This is a genomic window from Methylobacterium mesophilicum SR1.6/6, assembly GCF_000364445.2.
GTDB lineage: Bacteria > Pseudomonadota > Alphaproteobacteria > Rhizobiales > Beijerinckiaceae > Methylobacterium > Methylobacterium mesophilicum_A.
Genome location: NZ_CP043538.1, coordinates 2,176,462 through 2,193,845, shown reverse-complemented (window position 1 = coordinate 2,193,845; position 17,384 = coordinate 2,176,462). Strand labels below are relative to the sequence as shown.

Genomic DNA, 17,384 nt, shown 5'->3' with positions numbered 1-17,384 from the left:
CTACAGGATCACCTTGAAGAGCAGGAAGCCGAGGATGATGACCGCGACGGAAATCGCCGCCACGGCATTTAGATGCCGGTCGAGCACGCCGCGGATCTGAACGCCGTATCGACCGAGCAATCCGGCGAGGATGAAGAACCGCGCGCCTCGGGTGAGGATCGACAGCACCGTGAACCAGAACAGGCTGTAATGGGCGAAGCCCGACGTGATGGTGACGAGCTTGTAGGGGATCGGCGTCAGGCCCTTTAGCAGGATGACCCAGTGCCCGTACTGGGCATACGATTCCTGGAAGGTGGCCGCGGAGTTCTGCAGGCCGTAGAGGCGGATCAGCCACGCACCGACGGAATCGAACAGAAGCGCCCCGATGGCGTAGCCGACGAGACCGCCCAGCACCGACGCCACCGTCGCGATCGTCGCGTAGAACCAGACGCGATCGGGACGGCTCACCGCCATGGGCACGAGCATGGCGTCGGGCGGCACCGGGAAGAATGAACTCTCGGCGAAGGCCACTGCGCCGAGCGCGTAGGGCGCAGAGGGCCTGCCGCTGAGGGCCAGGATCCACGCGTAGAGCCGGCGGAGCATTCAACCTACCGTATCGAACAACCGGCCGCCCTTTGAGCATAGGCGCCTCGCCTTGGCCAGATCGGCTCACTGGACAACCGAGCCGTTCGGTCCCTTCAGCCCTCTCCCGACGTGCGCCGAGCAACATCCTGCCGACCTCGCGGCGGATTCCGGCGCCGCCATAGTGCGGCGGTCGAGCGACCGGCGAAGCTTCTGCCTCCAGTGTAAGGCGAGACGCCGATCGCAGCTCGTGGCGGGACTCCCGGTCGGAGGCAAACTGCGCTAGGAGCAATCGGGTCGCCAACGCGACTCGATGCGGGTGTGGTGGAATTGGTAGACGCGCCGGACTCAAAATCCGGTTCCGCAAGGAGTGTCGGTTCGAGTCCGACCACCCGCACCATCAGTCCCGGCCCAGGAACCAAGCGCCGCATCGGCCATGACGCGCCTCTCGCTGCGCGAACGCGCGGATTTCTTTCCCGGTCGGCGAGCTTGAGAATTCCGCTACCGCTGGGTCGCCCCAGGTTCGGACCTGCTGACCTCGGCTCCTGGCGGAGTCCCGCGACCGCGTTCGCTACGGGCAGAGCGGCCGCGGACTACCTTGACCGACTGACTCACCTGACGGAGAGGGCCTCAGCGTCAAGCGCGCAGCCGGCGGTCTACGACGCGTCCTGATCGCGGCAGTGCAGGTAGGTGGGGTCGAACTCCGCCGCCGATACCAGTCCATTCCAGTCGTGAACCGTGAGGCGGCGGCTGCGTAGCGTGATCAGGCCGGCGGCCTTGAGGTCCCGGATGGTCCGGTTCACATGGACCGGCGTGATGCCGAGGGCGTCCGCGAGTTCCGGCTGGGTCATGGGGATGTCACAGGTCCGGTCCGGAGCGAGCCCGACCGCGCCGAGGCGGATCACCAGTTCGCAGAACAGGTGGGCCATGCGGGCGAAGGCTTCCCGCCGGCCCGTATTGAGCATCCACTCCCGCACGATGGCGGCGTCGATCAGCGTCGCGCGCCAGAACACGTCGTTGAGCCGTGGGTGCGCGCGCAGCATGGCGCGCGCCGCTTCGTGCTGAACGAAGCCGAGGCGGCATGCGCTGACTGTGGCGATGCTGATGTCGAGGGTTTCCAGGTGGAGGCTCAGGAAGTCCGGCACGTCGCCGGGCACGTGATAGCCCATGACCTGTCGTTTTCCGGACCGCGTCGACTTGTACGTGCAGGCGATGCCCTCCAAGACCGCGAAGCAGCGGGACGGGCGGTCACCTTCCCGGACGATGTCCCGGTTAGCCTCGATCGTCGCCATCTGCATGGGCAGAGCATTCAAGGCCGCGAGCTCCGCCTCGCTCGGTCTGAACAGGGCGAGGCTCTCGATTTTGCGCAGGAACGGATGCCTGCTCGACTGATGCGTTGATCCTGTCATCGGGCCTCGGCTGTCAGGCGGCGTCGCCCGTCCCCGCGGCCACCCGGATGCCTACAATGTGCAGTGGTCAGTAGGATAGGGCCGGGTCTCGAGCCCGACTAGTATGTTTCAACCGGTCAAGCAGCGGGCTCGGAACGGTACGGCACCGGCCGCGGCTCCGCCCTATACCGACGACACTGAGCGGCGGAACGGGCGTCGAAACCCGATCGACCAAGCCGCCGGCCAGTCCGGACGCGGGACATGGTGCCGGCACCAAGCCGGAATCTTGCCGCAGATGTCCGCGGTGCCCGCCGGGGACTGGAAATCTCCGGTCGCTCCGCGCACACAGGCGCGGCGGCGTGATCGCCGCGCAGTCTGACGGACAGCCCCGATGAACACGGCCGACCTCGTTCCGCACGCACATCAAGTTCTGCGTGAGGCGACCCTGCCCGAACTGCCGAACCACTACCGGGGCAAGGTGCGGGACAATTACGACCTGCCGGACGGGCGGCGCGTGCTCATCACCTCGGACCGTATCAGTGCCTTCGACCGCGCGCTGGCCGCGATCCCCTTCAAGGGGCAGGTGCTGACCCAGACCGCGCGCTACTGGTTCGAGAAGACGGCCGATATCTGCCCGAACCACGTGATCGCCTATCCGGACCCGAACGTGGTGGTCGGCCGTCGCCTGGAGATCCTGCCGGTCGAGGTGGTGGTGCGCGGCTACCTCGCGGGCACCACATCGACCTCGATCCTGACACGGTACCGGGCGGGCGAGCGCGACATGTACGGTCACCGCTTCCCGGAGGGCATGCGGCCGAACGAGCGCCTGCCCCGGGCCATCATCACGCCGACCACGAAGGCGTTCGACGGCGGCCACGATGAGCCCCTGACCGAGGGCGAGATCCTGGAGCGCGGGCTGCTGACGCCTGAGCAGTGGCGAACGGTGTCGGAGGCGGCGCTGGCGCTGTTCGCCCGCGGGCAAGCCCTCGCGGGGGAGCGCGGGTTGATCCTTGCCGACACGAAGTACGAGTTCGGCACCGATCCGGACGGCCGCATCGTCCTGGCCGACGAGATCCACACGCCGGACAGCAGTCGCTACTGGTTCGCCCAGAGCTATCCCGAACGCTTCGCGTCCGGCGCGGCCCCGGAGAGTTTCGACAAGGATTTCGTGCGGAACTGGGTCGTCGCGCGCTGCGATCCCTACACGGACCCGATCCCGGAGATCCCTGCCGACGTCGTTCTGGAAACGGCCGCGGTCTACATCCGCGCCTACGAGACCATCACGGGCGCGCGCTTCGTGCTGCCCGATCCCGCCGAGGAGCCGCTCGCCCGCATCCGGCGCAATCTCGCGGCCTATCTCGGGACGCCCTCACGCGCCTGACAGGGATGGGGCGGCGCGCCGGGCGCCGCCCCCTGGCTCTGTCTCAGGCCGCTTGCGCGATCGGCGCCGGGGAGGGGGCATCCATGGCGCGAAGGTAGACGTCGAGCAGGGTTTCCTGCTCGTCCCGCTCGTCCTTGTCCTGCTTGCGGATCTTCAGGATCTCCTTGAGCACCTTGACGTCCAGCCCTTCGCCCTTCGCCTCGGCGAAGACCTCCTTCTTGGCCTCCATCAGGTCCTTGATCTCCTCCTCCAGCCGCTCCACGCGCTCGATGATCGAGCGGATGCGGTCGCCCGCAACGCCTACGGTGTCGGTCATGTCGGTCATGCGTTCCCTCGTCGGATGACCGGATCACCCTCGCCGGGACAGGGTAAGCGGCGGGTTAAGGCCGGCGCTTCCCGGGCTGTGCGCCGGTCCGGGCTTCGATCCAGCCGACGATCGCGTCCGCCACTGCGTCGCTGTTCGACTCCAGCATCATCATATGGCCGTTGCCGTGGATGCCCTGCTCGGCCAGCGCCAACCGGTCGGGCTTGGCCCCAGCCTGCGTCAGGAAGGCGGCGGTGCAGTCATCCATCGTGGCGCGGAACGACGCCTCGGCCGTCACGATCACGGCCGGCACCCTGGCGAGGTTCGGGAGGGTCCGCGCCGGCTCGGCCTGCAGCCAGCAGCGGATCTGATCCGGACGCGCTGGCTGATCGGCCTGGACCACCGTGAGGTCCGCGGGACCGCTCACGGGCGGCTCGAAGTGCAGCGGAACCCGGGTGATGCCGTAGGGCCGGGCGCGGGCGTCGCCGACGCGCTCGTACCAATCTGTCCCGCCCTTGAACCGGATATCGTAGAAGGTCGGTCCGTTAGGCTCCACGGCGACATGCGCCTTCACGAGGTCGGGCCGCTGATCGGAGACGGCCCAGCCGAACACGCCGGCCTGGGAGTGGGTCAGCAGGATCGCCGGCCCGATCTTTTCCAGGAGCGCGATCAGCGCCGGATCGACCAGTTCCTCACTCCTGAGGGCGCTCGCGATGTAGGGCACCTGCGACTGGTAGAACTGGTCGAAGGCGCCGTTGCCGCGCATGCCCGGTCCGCCGGGCCACTGCGTGTGCAGCTTGGCCTGCGGATAGAGGGAGAACCGCTCCTGTCCGGTGAAGACGGTCTCCAGATCCTCGACCGGCAGGCGGGCGTAGGGACCGTAGGTCTCCGCGTCGCCGCCTGATCGGCCGCGGCCGACCTGATCGATCACGTAGGTCGCGAATCCCTTGGCGGCGAAGCGGTCCGCCCAGCCGGGCCGCCCGTCGGGCGTGCCGAGGAAATTGGTCCCGGTCTGCGCGGTGCCGTGCACGAGGACGATCGGGTAAGGCTGCGTGATCCGCGCGGGCGCGCGGTACTCCACGAACATCTGCCCGCGGGCGAATGTCTTGTCCTTCGCCGTCTCGTAGCGGCCGCCGACGAAGAGATAACCGGCGGGTTGCGTCGGCCTGAACGGCGCCGCGTCCTCCGCGCGGGTTTTGCTGGTCGCGACGAGACCGAGGATGGTCAGGGCGCCGACCGCGGCGATCTTGAGCATCGTATCCTCCCGCGGGCGTCTGGCGCGCCCGACAGGAGGCATATCATCGGGAAATGCCGCACCGGTCCAGCCGGGCGGCCCCACTCAGGCGTGGGCGAGGCGCGGCTTCTTGCCGAGCGCCTCCTCGACGGTCCCGGCGCCGTCGAGATAGCCGTGGACCTTCGGGTTCGGCATGATCAGCGAGGCCACGAAGGCGATCGCCATCAGCACGGTCACGTACCAGAAGAACGTGCTTTCCATGCCGTTGTCCTTGAACCACAGCGCCACGAACTCGGCCGTGCCGCCGAAGGTGGCGTTGGCCACCGCGTAGGACAGGCCGACGCCGAGCGCGCGCACGTTGGTGGGGAACAGCTCCGCCTTCACGATGCCGCTGATGCCCGTGTAGAACGACACCACCGCGAGCCCGAGCGTGATCAGCGCGAAGGCGAGATAAGGGTCCTTGTTGGTGCCGAGCGCCGTCATCAGCGGCACCACCATGAGCGTGCCCAGCCCGCTGTAGAGCAGCATGTTGGCCTTGCGGCCGATTTTGTCCGACAGCGCGCCGAAGATCGGCTGGATCGCCATGTAGACGAACAGAACCACGGTCATCACCTGCGAGGCCGAGGTCTTGGGCATGCCGGCGGTGTTGACGAGGTATTTCTGCATGTAGGTCGTGAAGGTGTAGAAGCTCAGGCTGCCGCCGGCGGTATAGGCCACCACCACCAGGAAGGCGCGCCAGTGCTTGGACAGCTCGGCGAAGGTGCCGGCGTTCTCCTTGTCGCTGCTGTCCTTGGTCTCGGCCAGAGAGCGGCGCAGGTAGAGCGCAACGACGGCGAGTCCCGCGCCGATAAAGAACGGGATGCGCCAGCCCCAGGCGGTGAGTTCCGGTCCGCTCATCACGGTCTGGAGCAGGACCAGGACCAGCGAGGCGAGCAGCTGGCCGCCGATCAGCGTGACGTACTGGAACGAGGCGAAGAAACCGCGTTTACCCTTGATGGCGACCTCGCTCATGTAGGTCGCCGAGGTGCCGTACTCGCCGCCCACCGACAGGCCCTGGAGCATGCGCGCGAGAAGCAGCAGGACGGGCGCGAGGGTGCCGACATGCTCGTAGGTCGGCAGGATGCCGATCAGCAGCGAGCCGAAGCACATCATCAGGACGGAGATGACCATCGAGGTCCGGCGCCCGACGCGGTCGGCGATGCGTCCGAACAGCCAGCCGCCGATCGGGCGCATGAAGAAGCCGACCGCGAAGATTCCGGCGGTCTGCAGCAGCTGGCTGGTGGAGTCGCCCTTGGGGAAGAAGGCCGGCGCGAAGTAGAGCGCGAAGAAGGCGTAGCAGTAGAAATCGTACCACTCGACGAGATTGCCCGAAGACGAGCCGACGATCGCCCAGATCCGGCGCTTCCGGTCCGCGGCCTCGTCGAGCGCGCTCGTCGGCGCGATACCGATCGTGTCGTTTCGCGGGGCGGACATGGCGTCTCCGTCGATCAGTATCGGCGCCGGCAGCGGCCGGGCTCTTCTTCGTGCGGCGGGACGTTACAGAGGCCGCTCCTGATCGCAAGTCCGTGATGGCGCTTTGCCGAGGACAGAGCACGACGGTGTCATCCCGTCTGTTTGGGCCTCCCGACGGAACGGTTTGGCCCGAGGGCCCGTTGCGGCCCGGCGCGGGCGTCGCAGGCGCTCCCACAATGCGCTCCCACAATCGCAGGAGGAGAGGCCATGAAGCGGATACTCAGGGACACGGTCGCGGCCGTCATCGTCGTCGCGGGCGCGGCGACCGCGTTCGCGCAGGGCGGCCCGGGCGGCGGTGGCGGCGCGGGCGGCGGTTTCCCGACACGGCCAGGGCCTGCGCAAACTGCCGGGCGATCGGCGCCTACACGGCGGGGGCCATCGCGGCGATCGCCTTCGACCGGCCTGAGGCCGCCGTCGACGGTAACGTCGAGCGGGTCTTAAGCCGCGCTTACGCGGTGGAGACGCCGCTCCCGGGCAGCCGTCGCCCCGCCCGTCTCCGCCAGAACCTTCGTGATCGCCGCCGTCAGCGACGTCTTGCCGTGGTCAACGTGCCCAATCGTGCCGATGTTGCAGTGCGGCTTGGTGCGGGAGAACTTTTCCTTGCCCATGATTCCCATTCCTGCGGCGGGGACCACACGGGGGCCCCGGATCCTGGTCGGCCGCCCCGAACTCGGAAAAAGGGGCGCAAAACGCGGTCCGCTTAGAGGGTCGGCCGCCTTGGATCAAGGTCCGGCGCGCACGGGGGCGCCCCGCGCGGCGTCGCTGTCAAGCCACATCGGTCGATCATGAACCGGCGGAATACCAATGCCCCAGAGTAACCGGTCGCTTTCAAGTCACGGTGTGGCACGCAGGGCATAGCGAAACGGGCGCTGCGGAGCTTAACTGTTCGCAACATCGCCCAAGCTCCGGATTCCCGCCCCATGTTCAAGAAGCTCCTCCTCGCCAGCGCCGCGACGGCTCTGGTCACGACGGCTGCCTCGGCCGCCGACCTGCCGCGCCGGGCCGCCCCGCCGCCGGTCTTCACCCCCGTGCCGGTCTTCACCTGGACGGGCTTCTACGGCGGTCTGGAGACCTCCTACGTCTTCACCGACAGGCAGCGGATCAACACCCTCGGCATCTCGCCGGTCAACGCGTCCAATGTGGCGACCGGCGCCCGCCCGGCGGCGACCTCGATCTCCGATGACGGCTTCGCCAACATCGGCGGCACGGTCGGCTACAACTATCAGTTCACCCCCGGCTCGGGCATCGTCGTCGGCGTCGCCAACAGCGTCGACTGGACCGATCTGAACCGCCGGCGGTACTACCTGGGCACCACCAACGCGCTGAGCGCCTTCCGCCAGAGCACCGACTGGGTCGGCACCCTCGTCGGCCGCGTCGGCTACGCCTTCGATCGCGTGATGGTGTACGGCATGGGCGGCCTCGCCTACGGCGGCGTCCTCTACGACGCGCGCTTCTTCACCCCGGGCGGCGCCCTCGCCTTCGCCGGCCGCCGCGACGACGTGGAGACCGGATTTGCCTACGGTGGTGGTATCGAGTTCGCGCTGCCGACCGACAGCTTCCTGAACACCTTCGCGATCGGCCGCTACCTGGGCCTGCGCTACGATGCCCTGACCATCAAGGCCGAGTACATCCACTACGACCTCGGCAGCAAGAACGTGCTGGTCGGCTCGGTCCCGGGCGTCGGCGCCGGCACCGGCTACGTGTCGCGCTTCCGCACCGAGGGCGACATCGTCCGCGCCGGCTTCAATTACAAGTTCGGCGGGCTCTGAGGCTCGCGGACGTCCGGGATCGAACCTCCCGGACCGGTTTTCTGAAGGCGCGCACCGGGACCGGTGCGCGCCTTTCTCGTGCCGGGCGCTCAGCAGGCGCGCAGATGCGCGATGAGCCGATCCGCCGCGGTCTGCGGCGCCCCGACATTGACGAGGGACAGGTCGGCGTCGACCTGCCCCTCGCGGGCGAGACGGGCGGCGAGGTCGCCGTCCTCCGCACGACCACGGGCCTCGAGGCGCCGAGCCAGGATCTCGGCGGGCGCCGTGATCTCGACGACGCTGACCCGGGGGATGGCCGCGCGCGCCTGAGCGACGACGCGGCGCGAGACGTTGCAGACCACCACATGGCCGCGGGCCGCCAGCACTCCCGCCTCGGCCGGCAGGGCATAGCCGAGGCCGTGCGCGCGCCAGCTCAGAGTGAAGCGTCCCGCCGCGTGACCGGCCGCGAAGGCGGCCTCGTCGATCTCCGCGTTGTCCTCGTCGGCCGAGGGGGGCCGCGTCACGAGGCGGCGGGGGAAGACGTAGCGCGGGTCGTCGGCCAGGGCCGCCCGGGCGAGCCGGATCAACGTGTCCTTGCCGGCGCCGCTCGGACCGACCACGAGGACGAGGCAGCCCGGCATCAGGCCACACGCCGCCCGGTGCGCCAGACCTCGCGCACCACCGGCACGCCCTCGGCGAGCTGCACGCGCACGAGGTCGGCCCGCAGGCCGGTCTGCAAGGCGCCGCGGTCGGTCAGGCCGGTGGCCTGGGCGGGGTTGGCCGTGACGGTGGCGAGCGCCTCCGGGAGCGTGATCGACGGCGCCTGCTCGGGCAGCAGGAAGGCCGCCATCAGCAGGCTCGCCGGCACGTAGTCCGACGACAGGATGTCGAGATGGCCGGCCTCGGCCAGCGCCAGCGCCGCGACATTGCCGGAATGCGAACCGCCGCGGATCAGGTTGGGCGCCCCCATCATGACGGTGATGCCGCGCCCGTGCGCGGCCCGGGCCGCCTCCAGGGTAGTGGGGAACTCGGCGAGCCGCACGCCCTCGCCGACCGCCAGTTCCACGTCCGCCAGGGTGGTGTCGTCGTGGCTGGCCAGCGGGATGTTCATCTCCCGCGCGAAGTGAACGAGGGCCGGGCGATTCCGCGCATTCAGCGCCTGGCCGTCGCGGATCTTGCGCTCGGTGTTGGCGCGGATCTCGTCCATCGGCCGGCCGCCGCGGGTGGCGTACGTGTAGTACTTCGCCATGTCGCGGAACTGCCTCTGGCCCGGGGTGTGATCCATCAGCGAGATCAGCCCGACGGGATAGCGGGCCACGAACTCCGCCACCGTGTCGAGCACGTCGGTGGACGGCAATTCGCAGCGCAGGTGCGTGAAGTGCTCGGCCCGGAACAGGTCCCGGTCCCGGGCGGCGGCGATGGCGCCGGCGAGCTGCTCCAGCTCGGAGCCGAGGCCGCTGCCGTCGGGATCGCTGCCGGCACGCAGGGAGTCGAACACCGTGGTGATGCCCGAGGCGGTGATCTGCGCGTCGTAGGCCAGGACCGCGCCGAGCGGGTGCCAGCGCACCTTCGGGCGCGGCGCGTAGTGGCTCTCCAGGTGATCGGTGTGCAGCTCGATCAGGCCGGGAATCAGGTGATCGCCGCCGAGATCGAGGCCGCGGGCGGGCGGGCGGCCCTCGCCGATCTCCGCGATGGCCCCGTCGGAGACCGCGAGCCAGCCGCGCTGCACCCGGTCGGGCAGGACCAGGGTCGCGTTCTCGATGATGAAATCGTCCATCGCGTCGGTCCTCAGGCTGCCCGGGCGTGCGGTGCGAAGCGGGTGACGTCGACCACCCGAGTCGCCACAGCATCGCGCATCTCGCTGTCGTGGAAGATGCCGAGCACGCCAGCTCCGGCCGTCAGCTTCTCGCGTACGAGGTCGGCCACCACCGCGCGGTTCTGCGCGTCGAGGGAGGCGGTGGGCTCGTCCAGCAGAAGCAGCGGCCGGTCGGCGATCAACCCGCGGGCGATGTTGACCCGCTGCTGCTCGCCACCCGAGAAGGTGGCCGGCGGCAGGCCCCAGAGCCGCTCCGGCAGGTTGAGCCGGGCCAGCAGGTCCCTGGCCCGGGCGCGCGCCGTCTCGGCGTCGAGCCCGCCCTCGCGGCCGGCGGCCTCGACCACGTCGAGGGCGGCGACCCGCGGGATCACCCGCAGGAACTGGGACACGTAGGCGATGACCCGCGCCCGCAGCGCCAGGACCGCCCGCGGGTCCGCCCGGACGACGTCGACGACCGCGTCGCCGTCGCGGACCAGGATGGCGCCCGCGTCGCAGCGGTAATTGCCGTAGGCCATCTTGAGGAGCGAAGATTTGCCGGCTCCCGACGGGCCGCCCAGCACCACGCACTCGCCGGGCTCCACGGACAGGCTGACGCCGCTGACCACCGGCAGCACGATCCCGCCGCGCAGGTGCAGGGTGAAGCTCTTGGCGACGTCCCGGAAGGTGAGGAGCGCAGTCATGCGGCGAGCACCGAGGAGACGAGGAGCTGGGTGTAGGCGTGCTCGGGATCGTCGAGCACCCGGTCGGTGAGGCCGGTCTCGATCACCCGGCCCGCCCGCATCACGGCGATCCGGTGCGAGAGCAGCCGCGCCACCGCGAGGTCGTGGGTGACGATGATCACGGCGAGCCGGAGTTCCGCCGAGAGGCGCCGGATCAGGTCGAGGAGCCGGGCCTGGACCGAGACGTCGAGGCCGGAGGTCGGCTCGTCCATCAGCACCAGCCGCGGCCCGGTGACGAGGTTGCGGGCGATCTGGAGCCGCTGGCGCATGCCGCCGGAGAACTGGCTCGGCGGATCGTCCACGCGGCCCGCCTCGATCTCCACCCGCCCGAGCCAGTCCAGCGCCTGGCCGCGGATGCGGCCGTAATGGCGCTCGCCCATTCCCATCAGCCGCTCGCCGACATTGCCGCCGGCCGAGACCGCCATGCGCAGGCCCTGGCGGGCATCCTGCCGGACGAAGCCCCAATCGGTGCGCATCAGCCGCCGGAGGTCCGCCGGACCGAGATCCGCGAGGCTGCGGGTCTGCCCATCGCGCAGCCGGTAGCGGACCGCGCCCGAATCAGGCGCCAGCTCGCCGGCGAGCAGCGACAGGAGCGTCGACTTGCCCGAGCCCGATTCGCCCACGATGGCCAGCACCTCGCCCTCGGTGACGTCGAGGTCGATGCCGGCACAGGCGAGCCGGCTGCCGTAGGCCTTGGTCAGGCCGTGCGCGGAGAGGAGCGGTGCGCTCATCGGGCCGCCTCCGCGACGCGGGTCTCGCAGATGTCGGTGTCGGAGCAGATGAACATCCGGCCGCCGACATCGTCGGTGACCACCTCGTCGAGGTAGTGGCCGCGCGCCCCGCACAGGGCGCAAGGATGCGTGAATTCCTGCACGCGGAACGGGTGGTCCTCGAAATCGAGGCTGCGCACCCGCGTGTGGGGCGGCACCGCGTAGATCCGCCGCTCGCGGCCCGCGCCGAAGAGCTGGAGCGCCGGGCAATCGTCCATCTTGGGATTGTCGAATTTCGGCGTCGGCGACGGGTCCATCACGTAGCGGCCGGCGACCTCCACCGGGTACGCGTAGGTGGTGGCGATGTGGCCGTGGCGGCTGATGTCCTCGTAGAGCTTCACGTGCATGGCGCCGTACTCGGCCAGCGCGTGGAGCTGCCGCGTCTCGGTCTCGCGGGGTTCGAGGAAGCGCAGCGGCTCGGGGATCGGCACCTGGTAGACCAGCGTCTGGCCCTCGGTCAGCGGCGTCTCGGGGATGCGGTGGCGGGTCTGGATGACCGTCGCCTGCGTGGTGCGCGTGGTGGTGGCGACGCCGGACGTCTTTGCGAAGAAGCGGCGGATCGAGACCGCGTTGGTGGTGTCGTCGGCGCCCTGGTCGATGACCTTGAGCACGTCCGACCGGCCGAGGATCGCCGCCGTGACCTGCACGCCGCCGGTGCCCCAGCCGTACGGCATCGGCATCTCGCGGGAGGCGAAGGGCACCTGGTAGCCCGGCACCGCGATCGCCTTGAGGATGGCCCGGCGGATCATCCGCTTCGTGCCCTCGTCGAGATAGGCGAAGTTGTAGCCGGATTGCGGGGCGGTCGGCTCCGCTTCTCCCCCTCCCCCTCTGCGGGGGAGGGTGGCCCCTGCGTCAGCAGGGGTCGGGAGAGGGGAGCGACGTGTCCGGAAAGCTCGCGCCGGGAGCCGAAACCCACATCGTCGCGCTGCCCCTCTTGCGGGACTACGTCCCGACCCGACCCCCTCCGCGGGCCACCCTCCCCCGGAGAGGGGGGAGGGAGAACCGTGTGCGTCGCGCTCATTCCGCGGCCTCCTGCATCTCGACGAATTCGGATTTCCGCGCGAACTCGGCGCGTAGCCGGCGAACCAGTTCCAGCTCGGCCTGGAAGTCGACATAGTGGGGCAGCTTCAGGTGCTCGACGAAGCCAGTCGCCTGGAGGCTGTCGCAATGGGCCAGGACGAATTCCTGGTCCTGGGCCGGGCTCGCCACCGGCTCGCCGAGTTCCTCAGCGCGCAACGCCCGGTCGACGAGGGCCATCGCCATGGCCTTGCGCTCGCTCTGCCCGAAACTCAGCCCGTAACCCCGCGTGAATTGCGGCGGCGCCGCCCCCGAGCCCTTGAACTGATTGACCATCTGGCACTCGGTGAGCCGGACCCGGCCGAGCGGCACCGCGAAGCCCAGCTCCTCCGGCACGAACGCCACCGCCACCTCGCCGACCCGGATCTCGCCGACGAACGGGTGGGTGCGGCCGTAGCCGCGCTGGGTCGAGTAGGCGAGGCTCAGGATGAAGCCCTCGTCGCCCCGGGCGAGGGCCTGGAGGCGCAGGGCCCGGTCGGCCGGGTAATCCACCGGCTCGCGGGTGAGGTCGCCGACGGGCGCGCCATCCTCCTGGGGCGAGGGCTCGATCAGACCGTCCTGCGCCAGCAGGTCGGTGACCCGGGGGCAATATCCGGCATCGGCCCGCGGCTCGGCCTCGGCGGCGGTCTCGACGGGGCCCTCTCCATCCTCCCCGGCGGCCAGCGCGAAATCGATCAGCCGGTGCGTGTAGTCGAAGGTCGGCCCGAGCACCTGCCCGCCCGGCAGATCCTTGAAGGTGGCGGAGACCCGCCGCTCCACCGCCATGGCGCCGGTCTCCACCGGCGCCGAGGTCCCGAACCGGGGCAGCGTCGTCCGGTAGGCGCGGACCAGGAACACCGCCTCGACCACGTCGCCGCGGGCCTGCTTGAGGGCGAGCGCCGCGAGGTCGGGGTCGTAGAGCGAGCCCTCGGTCATGACCCGGTCGACCAGCAGCGCCATCTGCTCGCGGATCTGCGCGACCGAGAGGTCCGGCACGGCGGGGTCGCCCCGGCGCGCCTCGGCGAGGAGGCGGTGGGCGTTGTCGATGGCGGCCTCGCCGCCCTTCACGGCCACGTACATCGGCTAACCCTCCGTCACGACGGTGGAGCGCGGCAGGCCGGCGACGCGGCCCGGTGCGGTGAGGATCAGGTCGACGCCCAGGGGAAAATCCGCGCGGTTCTCGGCGAGCTGCGCCACGAAGTCCGCCGGCACGGGCTCGGGCGCCACGCGGGCAGCGCCCCGGATGCCCGGGCCCGACAGGTGCAGCCCCTCCCCCGGAATGAGGGAGTCGAGGGCCAGCACCAGCGTCGTGGAGGTATCGGGATAGGCCGGCGTGCCCGGCGCGAAGCGGCGGAGCGGCGGGCAGCGCGCGGGCTCGCGGACGAGCGCGAAGGCCGCTCGGGCCGGGTCGTCGGTGAGCGGCGCCCCGGTGTGGAAGCGCAGATACGCCGCGACGTCCGGCACGGCCGCCAGCGCCGCGTCGAGCCAGACCGGCGTGTCGGCGTCGGTGAGCGTCAGCGCGACGGCGGCGAGTTCCGGTGTCAGGGGCGCGGGCGGCGCGAGGCCGGGGACGAGCGGCCGCGGCTGCCCGGGTCGGGCCAGCGCGTCCATCACGGCCCGGAAGGTCCCCTGCGCGTCGTGGACCGGATCGGCGAAGCCGGGGGCGAGCATGCTCAATCCTCCCCGCGGGCGAGGGTCAGGAAGTCGACCCGGGTCGCGGCGGTGCGCCGGGCGGCCTGCCGGCGCGCGGCCTCGATCCGCCGGGCGACCGGCGCGAGCGCCTCCTCGACCCGGCCGCGCCGGCCCGGATCCTGCCAGAGACCATCGAGGATCGCGGCGAGCCGCGCCTTCGCGCGGTCACGGCCGAGATGGTAGGCGAACCCCGTGCCGACCCCGTCGAGCCGGATCGCGGCCCGCGTCACGCTGACCTCACCCAGGTTGAAGGACCGCCCGTCGCCGCCGATCCGGCCGGTGGCCATGACCAGCCCGGTCTCCGGGGGCCGCAGATCCTCGGCCGCCGGGACCTCGAGCGTCGCGACCGCAGCCTCGAGATCGTCCCGCCCGGCGTCGGCGCAGAGCGCCATCATGTCCTGTCGCGCGGCGATCTCGCCGACCGATCCCCTGCTCGTCGTCATCGCGAATCTCTCCGCCCCGCGGTTGTCTAATCGTGTAGACAACTGGCGTAAGGGGCGCAAATGAAGTTTGGATGACGGGATGGATGCGCAGCTGCAGACACCCGGCCTCGTCCGGGGCGAGGGGCTGACGGCGTGGCGGCAGATCGCCGACGCGCTGACGGCCGACATCGCGGCGGGGCTTTACGCGGCGGGCCAGCAGCTCCCGACCGAGTCCGCCCTGGCGGCGCGCTTCTCCGTCAACCGCCACACGGTGCGCCGGGCGCTCGCCGCGCTCGCGGAGGGTGGCTTGGTACGCGCCAGCCAGGGCCGCGGCACGTTCGTGGAGGGGGCGCCGCTGTCCTACCCGATCGGGACGCGCACCCGCTTCTCCGAGATCGTCTCCGGGGCGGGGCGCGAAGCCTGGGGCGACCTGCTCGCGGCCGCCACCGTGCCGGCCGCGCCCGAACAGGCGCTGGCGCTGGCGCTGACGCCCGGCGCGCCGGTCTTGGAACTCCACACCGTCCACCGGGCGGACGGCGCCCCGCTGTCGACGGCGCTGACGTGGCTGCCGCTGCCGCGGTTCGCCGGTTTCGGCGAGGCCTATGCGGCGCGCGGCTCGATCACCCGGGCCTTCGCCGAGTGCGGCGTTCCCGACTACACCCGGATGTCGACGCGCGTCCGCGCCCGCCCGGCCGACGCCCAGGAGGCAAGCCGGCTCGACATCACGCCGGGACGGGTCGTCCTCGTAGTGTCGAGCGTCAACGTCGATCCCGCGGGCGTACCGATCCAGGCGAACCGGACCCTGTTCGCCGCCGACCGGGTGGAGCTGGTGATCGGCGGGTGACGCTGCGGCGGCCGTCTCATCCCACCCCCTCATCCTGAGGCGCCGCAGCGCCGCGAAGGCCTCGAAGGAGGGCTCCAGGGATCGCGGCAGTGTCTGGAGGGCTCCTTCGAGGCGGCTGCGCCGCACCACAGGATGAGGTCGCGGGTCGGAGGCGAGCTCGGCCGGCGTCCTCAGCGCGCCGCGGGCCCGATGATCGCCCGGCGCAGGCGGGTCGAGACCCAGTCGATCGCCGCGACGGTGGCGAGGATCATCAGCACCAGGAAGGCGACCTGCCGCAGCTCCAGCACGCGGATCAGTTCGGTGAGATACTGGCCGATCCCGCCGGCCCCGACGATGCCGATGATCGTGGCCGAGCGGGTGTTCGACTCGAAGAAGTACAGAACCTGGCTCGCCAGGACCGGCAGGACCCCGGGGATCAGTCCGAAGCGGATGCGGTGGAGGGCCGAGCCGCCCGAGGCGACGACGCCCTCGCCGGCGCGGCGGTCGCAGGTCTCGATCGCCTCGGAGAACAGCTTGCCCAGCGCGCCGACGTCCGAACACGCGATGGCGAGCATGCCGGCGAAGGGGCCGAGCCCGACGACGTTGATCCAGATGAGCGCCCAGATCAGCACGTCCACCGAGCGCAGGACGTCGAGGCCGCGGCGGACCGCGAAGCGCGCGAACGGGTTGGGCACGACGTTGCGGGCGGCCAGGAACGCCACCGGGAAGGCCAGGAATGCCGCCGTGAGCGTGCCGAGGAAGGCGATACCCAGGGTCTCGCAGAGCGCGTGCAGGAAGGTCCAGAGATGGCCCTCGGGAGACGGCGGCAGCATCAGCACCGCGAAGGAGCCGAGCCGCCCGAGCCCGTGGAGGATCCGCGCCGCCGACATGTCGAGGCGCCAGCACGCCAGGACGGTGAGCGCGATGAGGGCGCCGAGTGCGAGGACCCGCCGCGCCCGCGCCGGCCGGTCCGCGCGGAACTGGGCCGGGTAGCGGGCGCGCAGCCGCGGGAGGTCGGCCCGGGCCGCCGCCCGCAGGGCCCCTGTGCGCGCCGCGCTCATCGCGCCACCTCCCCGATGAGCCGGTGGCGGACCCGCTCGGTGGCGAGGTCGATGCAGAACACCGTCAGGATGATCAGCACGAGAATCGCGCTCTCGTCCGCGTAGTAGAAGTTGCGGATCGCCGCCAAAAACTCCTGGCCGATGCCGCCCGCGCCCACGAAGCCGAGTACAGCTGCGCCGCGCACGTTGATCTCGAAGCGCAGCAGGCCGTAGGAGGCGAAGTTCGACAGCACCTGCGGCAGCACCGCGAAACGCACCGTCTCGACCCAGCTGGCGCCCGAGGCGGAGAGCCCCTCGACGGGGCGCATGTCGATGTTCTCGACCACTTCGGAGAACAGCTTGCCCAGCGCCCCCGTGGTGTGGATCGCGATGGCCAGCACGCCCACCATCGGCCCGAGGCCGAAGGCGATCACGAAGAGCAGCGCGAACACCACGTCCGGGACGGTGCGGCACACCTCCAGGACGCGCTTGGCGAGGATCCGCAGCAGCCGCGACCGCACGAGATTGACCGCGGCGACGAAGCTGAGGGCGAAGCCCGCAAGCGCCCCCAGCAGCGTGCCGAGATAGGCCATCAGCAGGGTCTCGCCCAGCAGCGCCAGCCAGTGCGGCAGCCCCCAGTACCAGGCGCGCACGTCCTCGACCGGGTGGTCGAGGCCGACCGGCGGCAGGATCTGCCGGATGTAGGCGGTGAACGTGCCGATGTTCTCGGCAAGGACCAGCGGCCGCACCTCGGCGGCGAGCCCGGCGAGCACCGCCAGGCCGGCGACCACCGCGAAGCCCGCGAGCGTCCGGCGGCGCGCGGCGCCGGTCGCCGCCGCGTAGAGGCCGGAGAGGGTCGCTGCCCGCTCCGGCGGCAGCTTCGTCAGGCCGCGCATGGTCGGGGCCGGATGGCCGCGT

Annotated in this window: 18 protein-coding genes, 1 tRNA gene and 2 pseudogenes; 5 read left to right on the top strand and 16 right to left on the bottom strand. The window is 70.7% G+C overall.

Annotated elements, in window-relative coordinates:
• Complete coding sequence (locus tag MMSR116_RS10355; protein WP_010681863.1) at positions 1 to 582, bottom strand: YqaA family protein; 582 nt, start codon at positions 580 to 582, stop codon at positions 1 to 3.
• 294 nt (positions 583 to 876) lie between these two features.
• Here MMSR116_RS10355 and MMSR116_RS10350 point away from each other — a divergent pair.
• Positions 877 to 961: transfer RNA gene (locus MMSR116_RS10350), tRNA-Leu, on the top strand.
• A gap of 256 nt (positions 962 to 1,217) precedes the next feature.
• On the opposite strand, the gene MMSR116_RS10345 is transcribed toward MMSR116_RS10350, so the two are convergent.
• Positions 1,218 to 1,970 (bottom strand): Crp/Fnr family transcriptional regulator, encoded by a 753-nt coding sequence (locus MMSR116_RS10345; protein WP_039892098.1) that lies wholly within the window; start codon positions 1,968 to 1,970, stop codon positions 1,218 to 1,220.
• A 370-nt stretch (positions 1,971 to 2,340) separates the two neighbouring features.
• Between MMSR116_RS10345 and MMSR116_RS10340 the strand changes: the two genes are divergently transcribed.
• Complete coding sequence (locus MMSR116_RS10340) at positions 2,341 to 3,330, top strand: phosphoribosylaminoimidazolesuccinocarboxamide synthase (RefSeq protein WP_010681865.1); 990 nt, start codon at positions 2,341 to 2,343, stop codon at positions 3,328 to 3,330.
• A 43-nt stretch (positions 3,331 to 3,373) separates the two neighbouring features.
• Here MMSR116_RS10340 and MMSR116_RS10335 read toward each other — a convergent pair whose 3' ends face one another.
• From MMSR116_RS10335 to MMSR116_RS10325, 3 genes are all read right to left on the bottom strand, one after another.
• Complete coding sequence (locus MMSR116_RS10335) at positions 3,374 to 3,655, bottom strand: DUF2312 domain-containing protein (protein ID WP_010681866.1); 282 nt, start codon at positions 3,653 to 3,655, stop codon at positions 3,374 to 3,376.
• 55 nt (positions 3,656 to 3,710) lie between these two features.
• Complete coding sequence (locus MMSR116_RS10330) at positions 3,711 to 4,889, bottom strand: alpha/beta hydrolase (protein ID WP_010681867.1); 1,179 nt, start codon at positions 4,887 to 4,889, stop codon at positions 3,711 to 3,713.
• 84 nt (positions 4,890 to 4,973) lie between these two features.
• On the bottom strand, positions 4,974 to 6,341 hold the full coding sequence (locus MMSR116_RS10325) for an MFS family transporter (RefSeq protein WP_010681868.1): 1,368 nt from the start codon (positions 6,339 to 6,341) through the stop codon (positions 4,974 to 4,976).
• A 301-nt stretch (positions 6,342 to 6,642) separates the two neighbouring features.
• Here MMSR116_RS10325 and MMSR116_RS32510 point away from each other — a divergent pair.
• Positions 6,643 to 6,877, top strand: a pseudogene (locus tag MMSR116_RS32510) (A/G-specific adenine glycosylase); the annotation flags it as partial.
• Here MMSR116_RS32510 and MMSR116_RS10315 read toward each other — a convergent pair.
• Positions 6,860 to 6,988 (bottom strand): annotated as a pseudogene (locus MMSR116_RS10315) (GTP-binding protein); the annotation flags it as partial. The pseudogenes MMSR116_RS32510 and MMSR116_RS10315 sit on opposite strands and share 18 nt — an antisense overlap.
• Positions 6,989 to 7,300: 312 nt before the next feature.
• Between MMSR116_RS10315 and MMSR116_RS10310 the strand changes: the two are divergent.
• Complete coding sequence (locus MMSR116_RS10310; protein ID WP_158168733.1) at positions 7,301 to 8,149, top strand: outer membrane protein; 849 nt, start codon at positions 7,301 to 7,303, stop codon at positions 8,147 to 8,149.
• 89 nt (positions 8,150 to 8,238) lie between these two features.
• On the opposite strand, the gene phnN is transcribed toward MMSR116_RS10310, so the two are convergent.
• The 8 genes from phnN to phnG all read right to left on the bottom strand — a co-directional run bounded on the left by phnN (position 8,239) and on the right by phnG (position 14,624).
• Entirely contained in the window at positions 8,239 to 8,769 is a 531-nt protein-coding gene (gene phnN, locus MMSR116_RS10305) for a phosphonate metabolism protein/1,5-bisphosphokinase (PRPP-forming) PhnN (protein WP_191991890.1), read from the bottom strand.
• Positions 8,769 to 9,905, bottom strand: a complete 1,137-nt coding sequence (locus tag MMSR116_RS10300) for an alpha-D-ribose 1-methylphosphonate 5-triphosphate diphosphatase (RefSeq protein ID WP_158168731.1) — start codon at positions 9,903 to 9,905, stop codon at positions 8,769 to 8,771. Before MMSR116_RS10300 ends, phnN begins: the two co-directional genes overlap by 1 nt.
• Before the next feature lie 11 nt (positions 9,906 to 9,916).
• Positions 9,917 to 10,624 carry a phosphonate C-P lyase system protein PhnL gene (gene phnL / locus MMSR116_RS10295; RefSeq protein WP_158168729.1) on the bottom strand — a complete coding sequence of 236 codons (708 nt, stop codon included), beginning with the start codon at positions 10,622 to 10,624 and terminating at the stop codon, positions 9,917 to 9,919.
• On the bottom strand, positions 10,621 to 11,394 hold the full coding sequence (phnK, locus tag MMSR116_RS10290; protein WP_158168727.1) for a phosphonate C-P lyase system protein PhnK: 774 nt from the start codon (positions 11,392 to 11,394) through the stop codon (positions 10,621 to 10,623). The genes phnL and phnK overlap by 4 nt, the downstream gene beginning before the upstream one ends.
• On the bottom strand, positions 11,391 to 12,182 hold the full coding sequence (locus tag MMSR116_RS10285; protein WP_158168725.1) for an alpha-D-ribose 1-methylphosphonate 5-phosphate C-P-lyase PhnJ: 792 nt from the start codon (positions 12,180 to 12,182) through the stop codon (positions 11,391 to 11,393). Before MMSR116_RS10285 ends, phnK begins: the two co-directional genes overlap by 4 nt.
• A gap of 268 nt (positions 12,183 to 12,450) precedes the next feature.
• The gene (locus MMSR116_RS10280; RefSeq protein WP_158168723.1) at positions 12,451 to 13,569 is read right to left on the bottom strand and encodes a carbon-phosphorus lyase complex subunit PhnI; all 1,119 of its coding nucleotides are present in this window, start codon (positions 13,567 to 13,569) and stop codon (positions 12,451 to 12,453) included.
• A 3-nt stretch (positions 13,570 to 13,572) separates the two neighbouring features.
• A complete protein-coding gene (gene phnH, locus MMSR116_RS10275) occupies positions 13,573 to 14,160 on the bottom strand; it encodes a phosphonate C-P lyase system protein PhnH (protein ID WP_158168721.1) in 588 nt (195 codons plus the stop codon).
• Between the two features lie 2 nt (positions 14,161 to 14,162).
• Complete coding sequence (phnG, locus tag MMSR116_RS10270; RefSeq protein ID WP_158168719.1) at positions 14,163 to 14,624, bottom strand: phosphonate C-P lyase system protein PhnG; 462 nt, start codon at positions 14,622 to 14,624, stop codon at positions 14,163 to 14,165.
• Between the two features lie 79 nt (positions 14,625 to 14,703).
• On the opposite strand from phnG, the gene phnF reads away from it, so the two are divergent.
• Entirely contained in the window at positions 14,704 to 15,447 is a 744-nt protein-coding gene (gene phnF, locus MMSR116_RS10265) for a phosphonate metabolism transcriptional regulator PhnF (protein WP_158168717.1), read from the top strand.
• A 170-nt stretch (positions 15,448 to 15,617) separates the two neighbouring features.
• Here phnF and phnE (MMSR116_RS10260) read toward each other — a convergent pair whose 3' ends face one another.
• A complete protein-coding gene (gene phnE / locus MMSR116_RS10260) occupies positions 15,618 to 16,487 on the bottom strand; it encodes a phosphonate ABC transporter, permease protein PhnE (RefSeq protein ID WP_158168715.1) in 870 nt (289 codons plus the stop codon).
• Positions 16,484 to 17,362, bottom strand: coding sequence for a phosphonate ABC transporter, permease protein PhnE (phnE, locus tag MMSR116_RS10255; protein WP_158168713.1), 879 nt, complete (start codon positions 17,360 to 17,362; stop codon positions 16,484 to 16,486). The genes phnE (MMSR116_RS10260) and phnE (MMSR116_RS10255) overlap by 4 nt, the downstream gene beginning before the upstream one ends.
• Positions 17,363 to 17,384: the final 22 nt, after the last annotated feature.

Bases quoted from the DNA above. Each gene is read 5' to 3' on its own strand.
- MMSR116_RS10355 (WP_010681863.1), bottom strand. From the start codon at position 582: ATGCTCCGCCGGCTCTACGCGTGGATCCTGGCCCTCAGCGGCAGGCCC.
- MMSR116_RS10345 (WP_039892098.1), bottom strand. From the start codon at position 1,970: ATGACAGGATCAACGCATCAGTCGAGCAGGCATCCGTTCCTGCGCAAA.
- MMSR116_RS10340 (WP_010681865.1), top strand. From the start codon at position 2,341: ATGAACACGGCCGACCTCGTTCCGCACGCACATCAAGTTCTGCGTGAG.
- MMSR116_RS10335 (WP_010681866.1), bottom strand. From the start codon at position 3,655: ATGACCGACATGACCGACACCGTAGGCGTTGCGGGCGACCGCATCCGC.
- MMSR116_RS10330 (WP_010681867.1), bottom strand. From the start codon at position 4,889: ATGCTCAAGATCGCCGCGGTCGGCGCCCTGACCATCCTCGGTCTCGTC.
- MMSR116_RS10325 (WP_010681868.1), bottom strand. From the start codon at position 6,341: ATGTCCGCCCCGCGAAACGACACGATCGGTATCGCGCCGACGAGCGCG.
- MMSR116_RS10310 (WP_158168733.1), top strand. From the start codon at position 7,301: ATGTTCAAGAAGCTCCTCCTCGCCAGCGCCGCGACGGCTCTGGTCACG.
- phnN (WP_191991890.1), bottom strand. From the start codon at position 8,769: ATGCCGGGCTGCCTCGTCCTCGTGGTCGGTCCGAGCGGCGCCGGCAAG.
- MMSR116_RS10300 (WP_158168731.1), bottom strand. From the start codon at position 9,905: ATGGACGATTTCATCATCGAGAACGCGACCCTGGTCCTGCCCGACCGG.
- phnL (WP_158168729.1), bottom strand. From the start codon at position 10,624: ATGACTGCGCTCCTCACCTTCCGGGACGTCGCCAAGAGCTTCACCCTG.
- phnK (WP_158168727.1), bottom strand. From the start codon at position 11,394: ATGAGCGCACCGCTCCTCTCCGCGCACGGCCTGACCAAGGCCTACGGC.
- MMSR116_RS10285 (WP_158168725.1), bottom strand. From the start codon at position 12,182: ATGATCCGCCGGGCCATCCTCAAGGCGATCGCGGTGCCGGGCTACCAG.
- MMSR116_RS10280 (WP_158168723.1), bottom strand. From the start codon at position 13,569: ATGTACGTGGCCGTGAAGGGCGGCGAGGCCGCCATCGACAACGCCCAC.
- phnH (WP_158168721.1), bottom strand. From the start codon at position 14,160: ATGCTCGCCCCCGGCTTCGCCGATCCGGTCCACGACGCGCAGGGGACC.
- phnG (WP_158168719.1), bottom strand. From the start codon at position 14,624: ATGACGACGAGCAGGGGATCGGTCGGCGAGATCGCCGCGCGACAGGAC.
- phnF (WP_158168717.1), top strand. From the start codon at position 14,704: ATGGATGCGCAGCTGCAGACACCCGGCCTCGTCCGGGGCGAGGGGCTG.
- phnE (WP_158168715.1), bottom strand. From the start codon at position 16,487: ATGAGCGCGGCGCGCACAGGGGCCCTGCGGGCGGCGGCCCGGGCCGAC.
- phnE (WP_158168713.1), bottom strand. From the start codon at position 17,362: ATGCGCGGCCTGACGAAGCTGCCGCCGGAGCGGGCAGCGACCCTCTCC.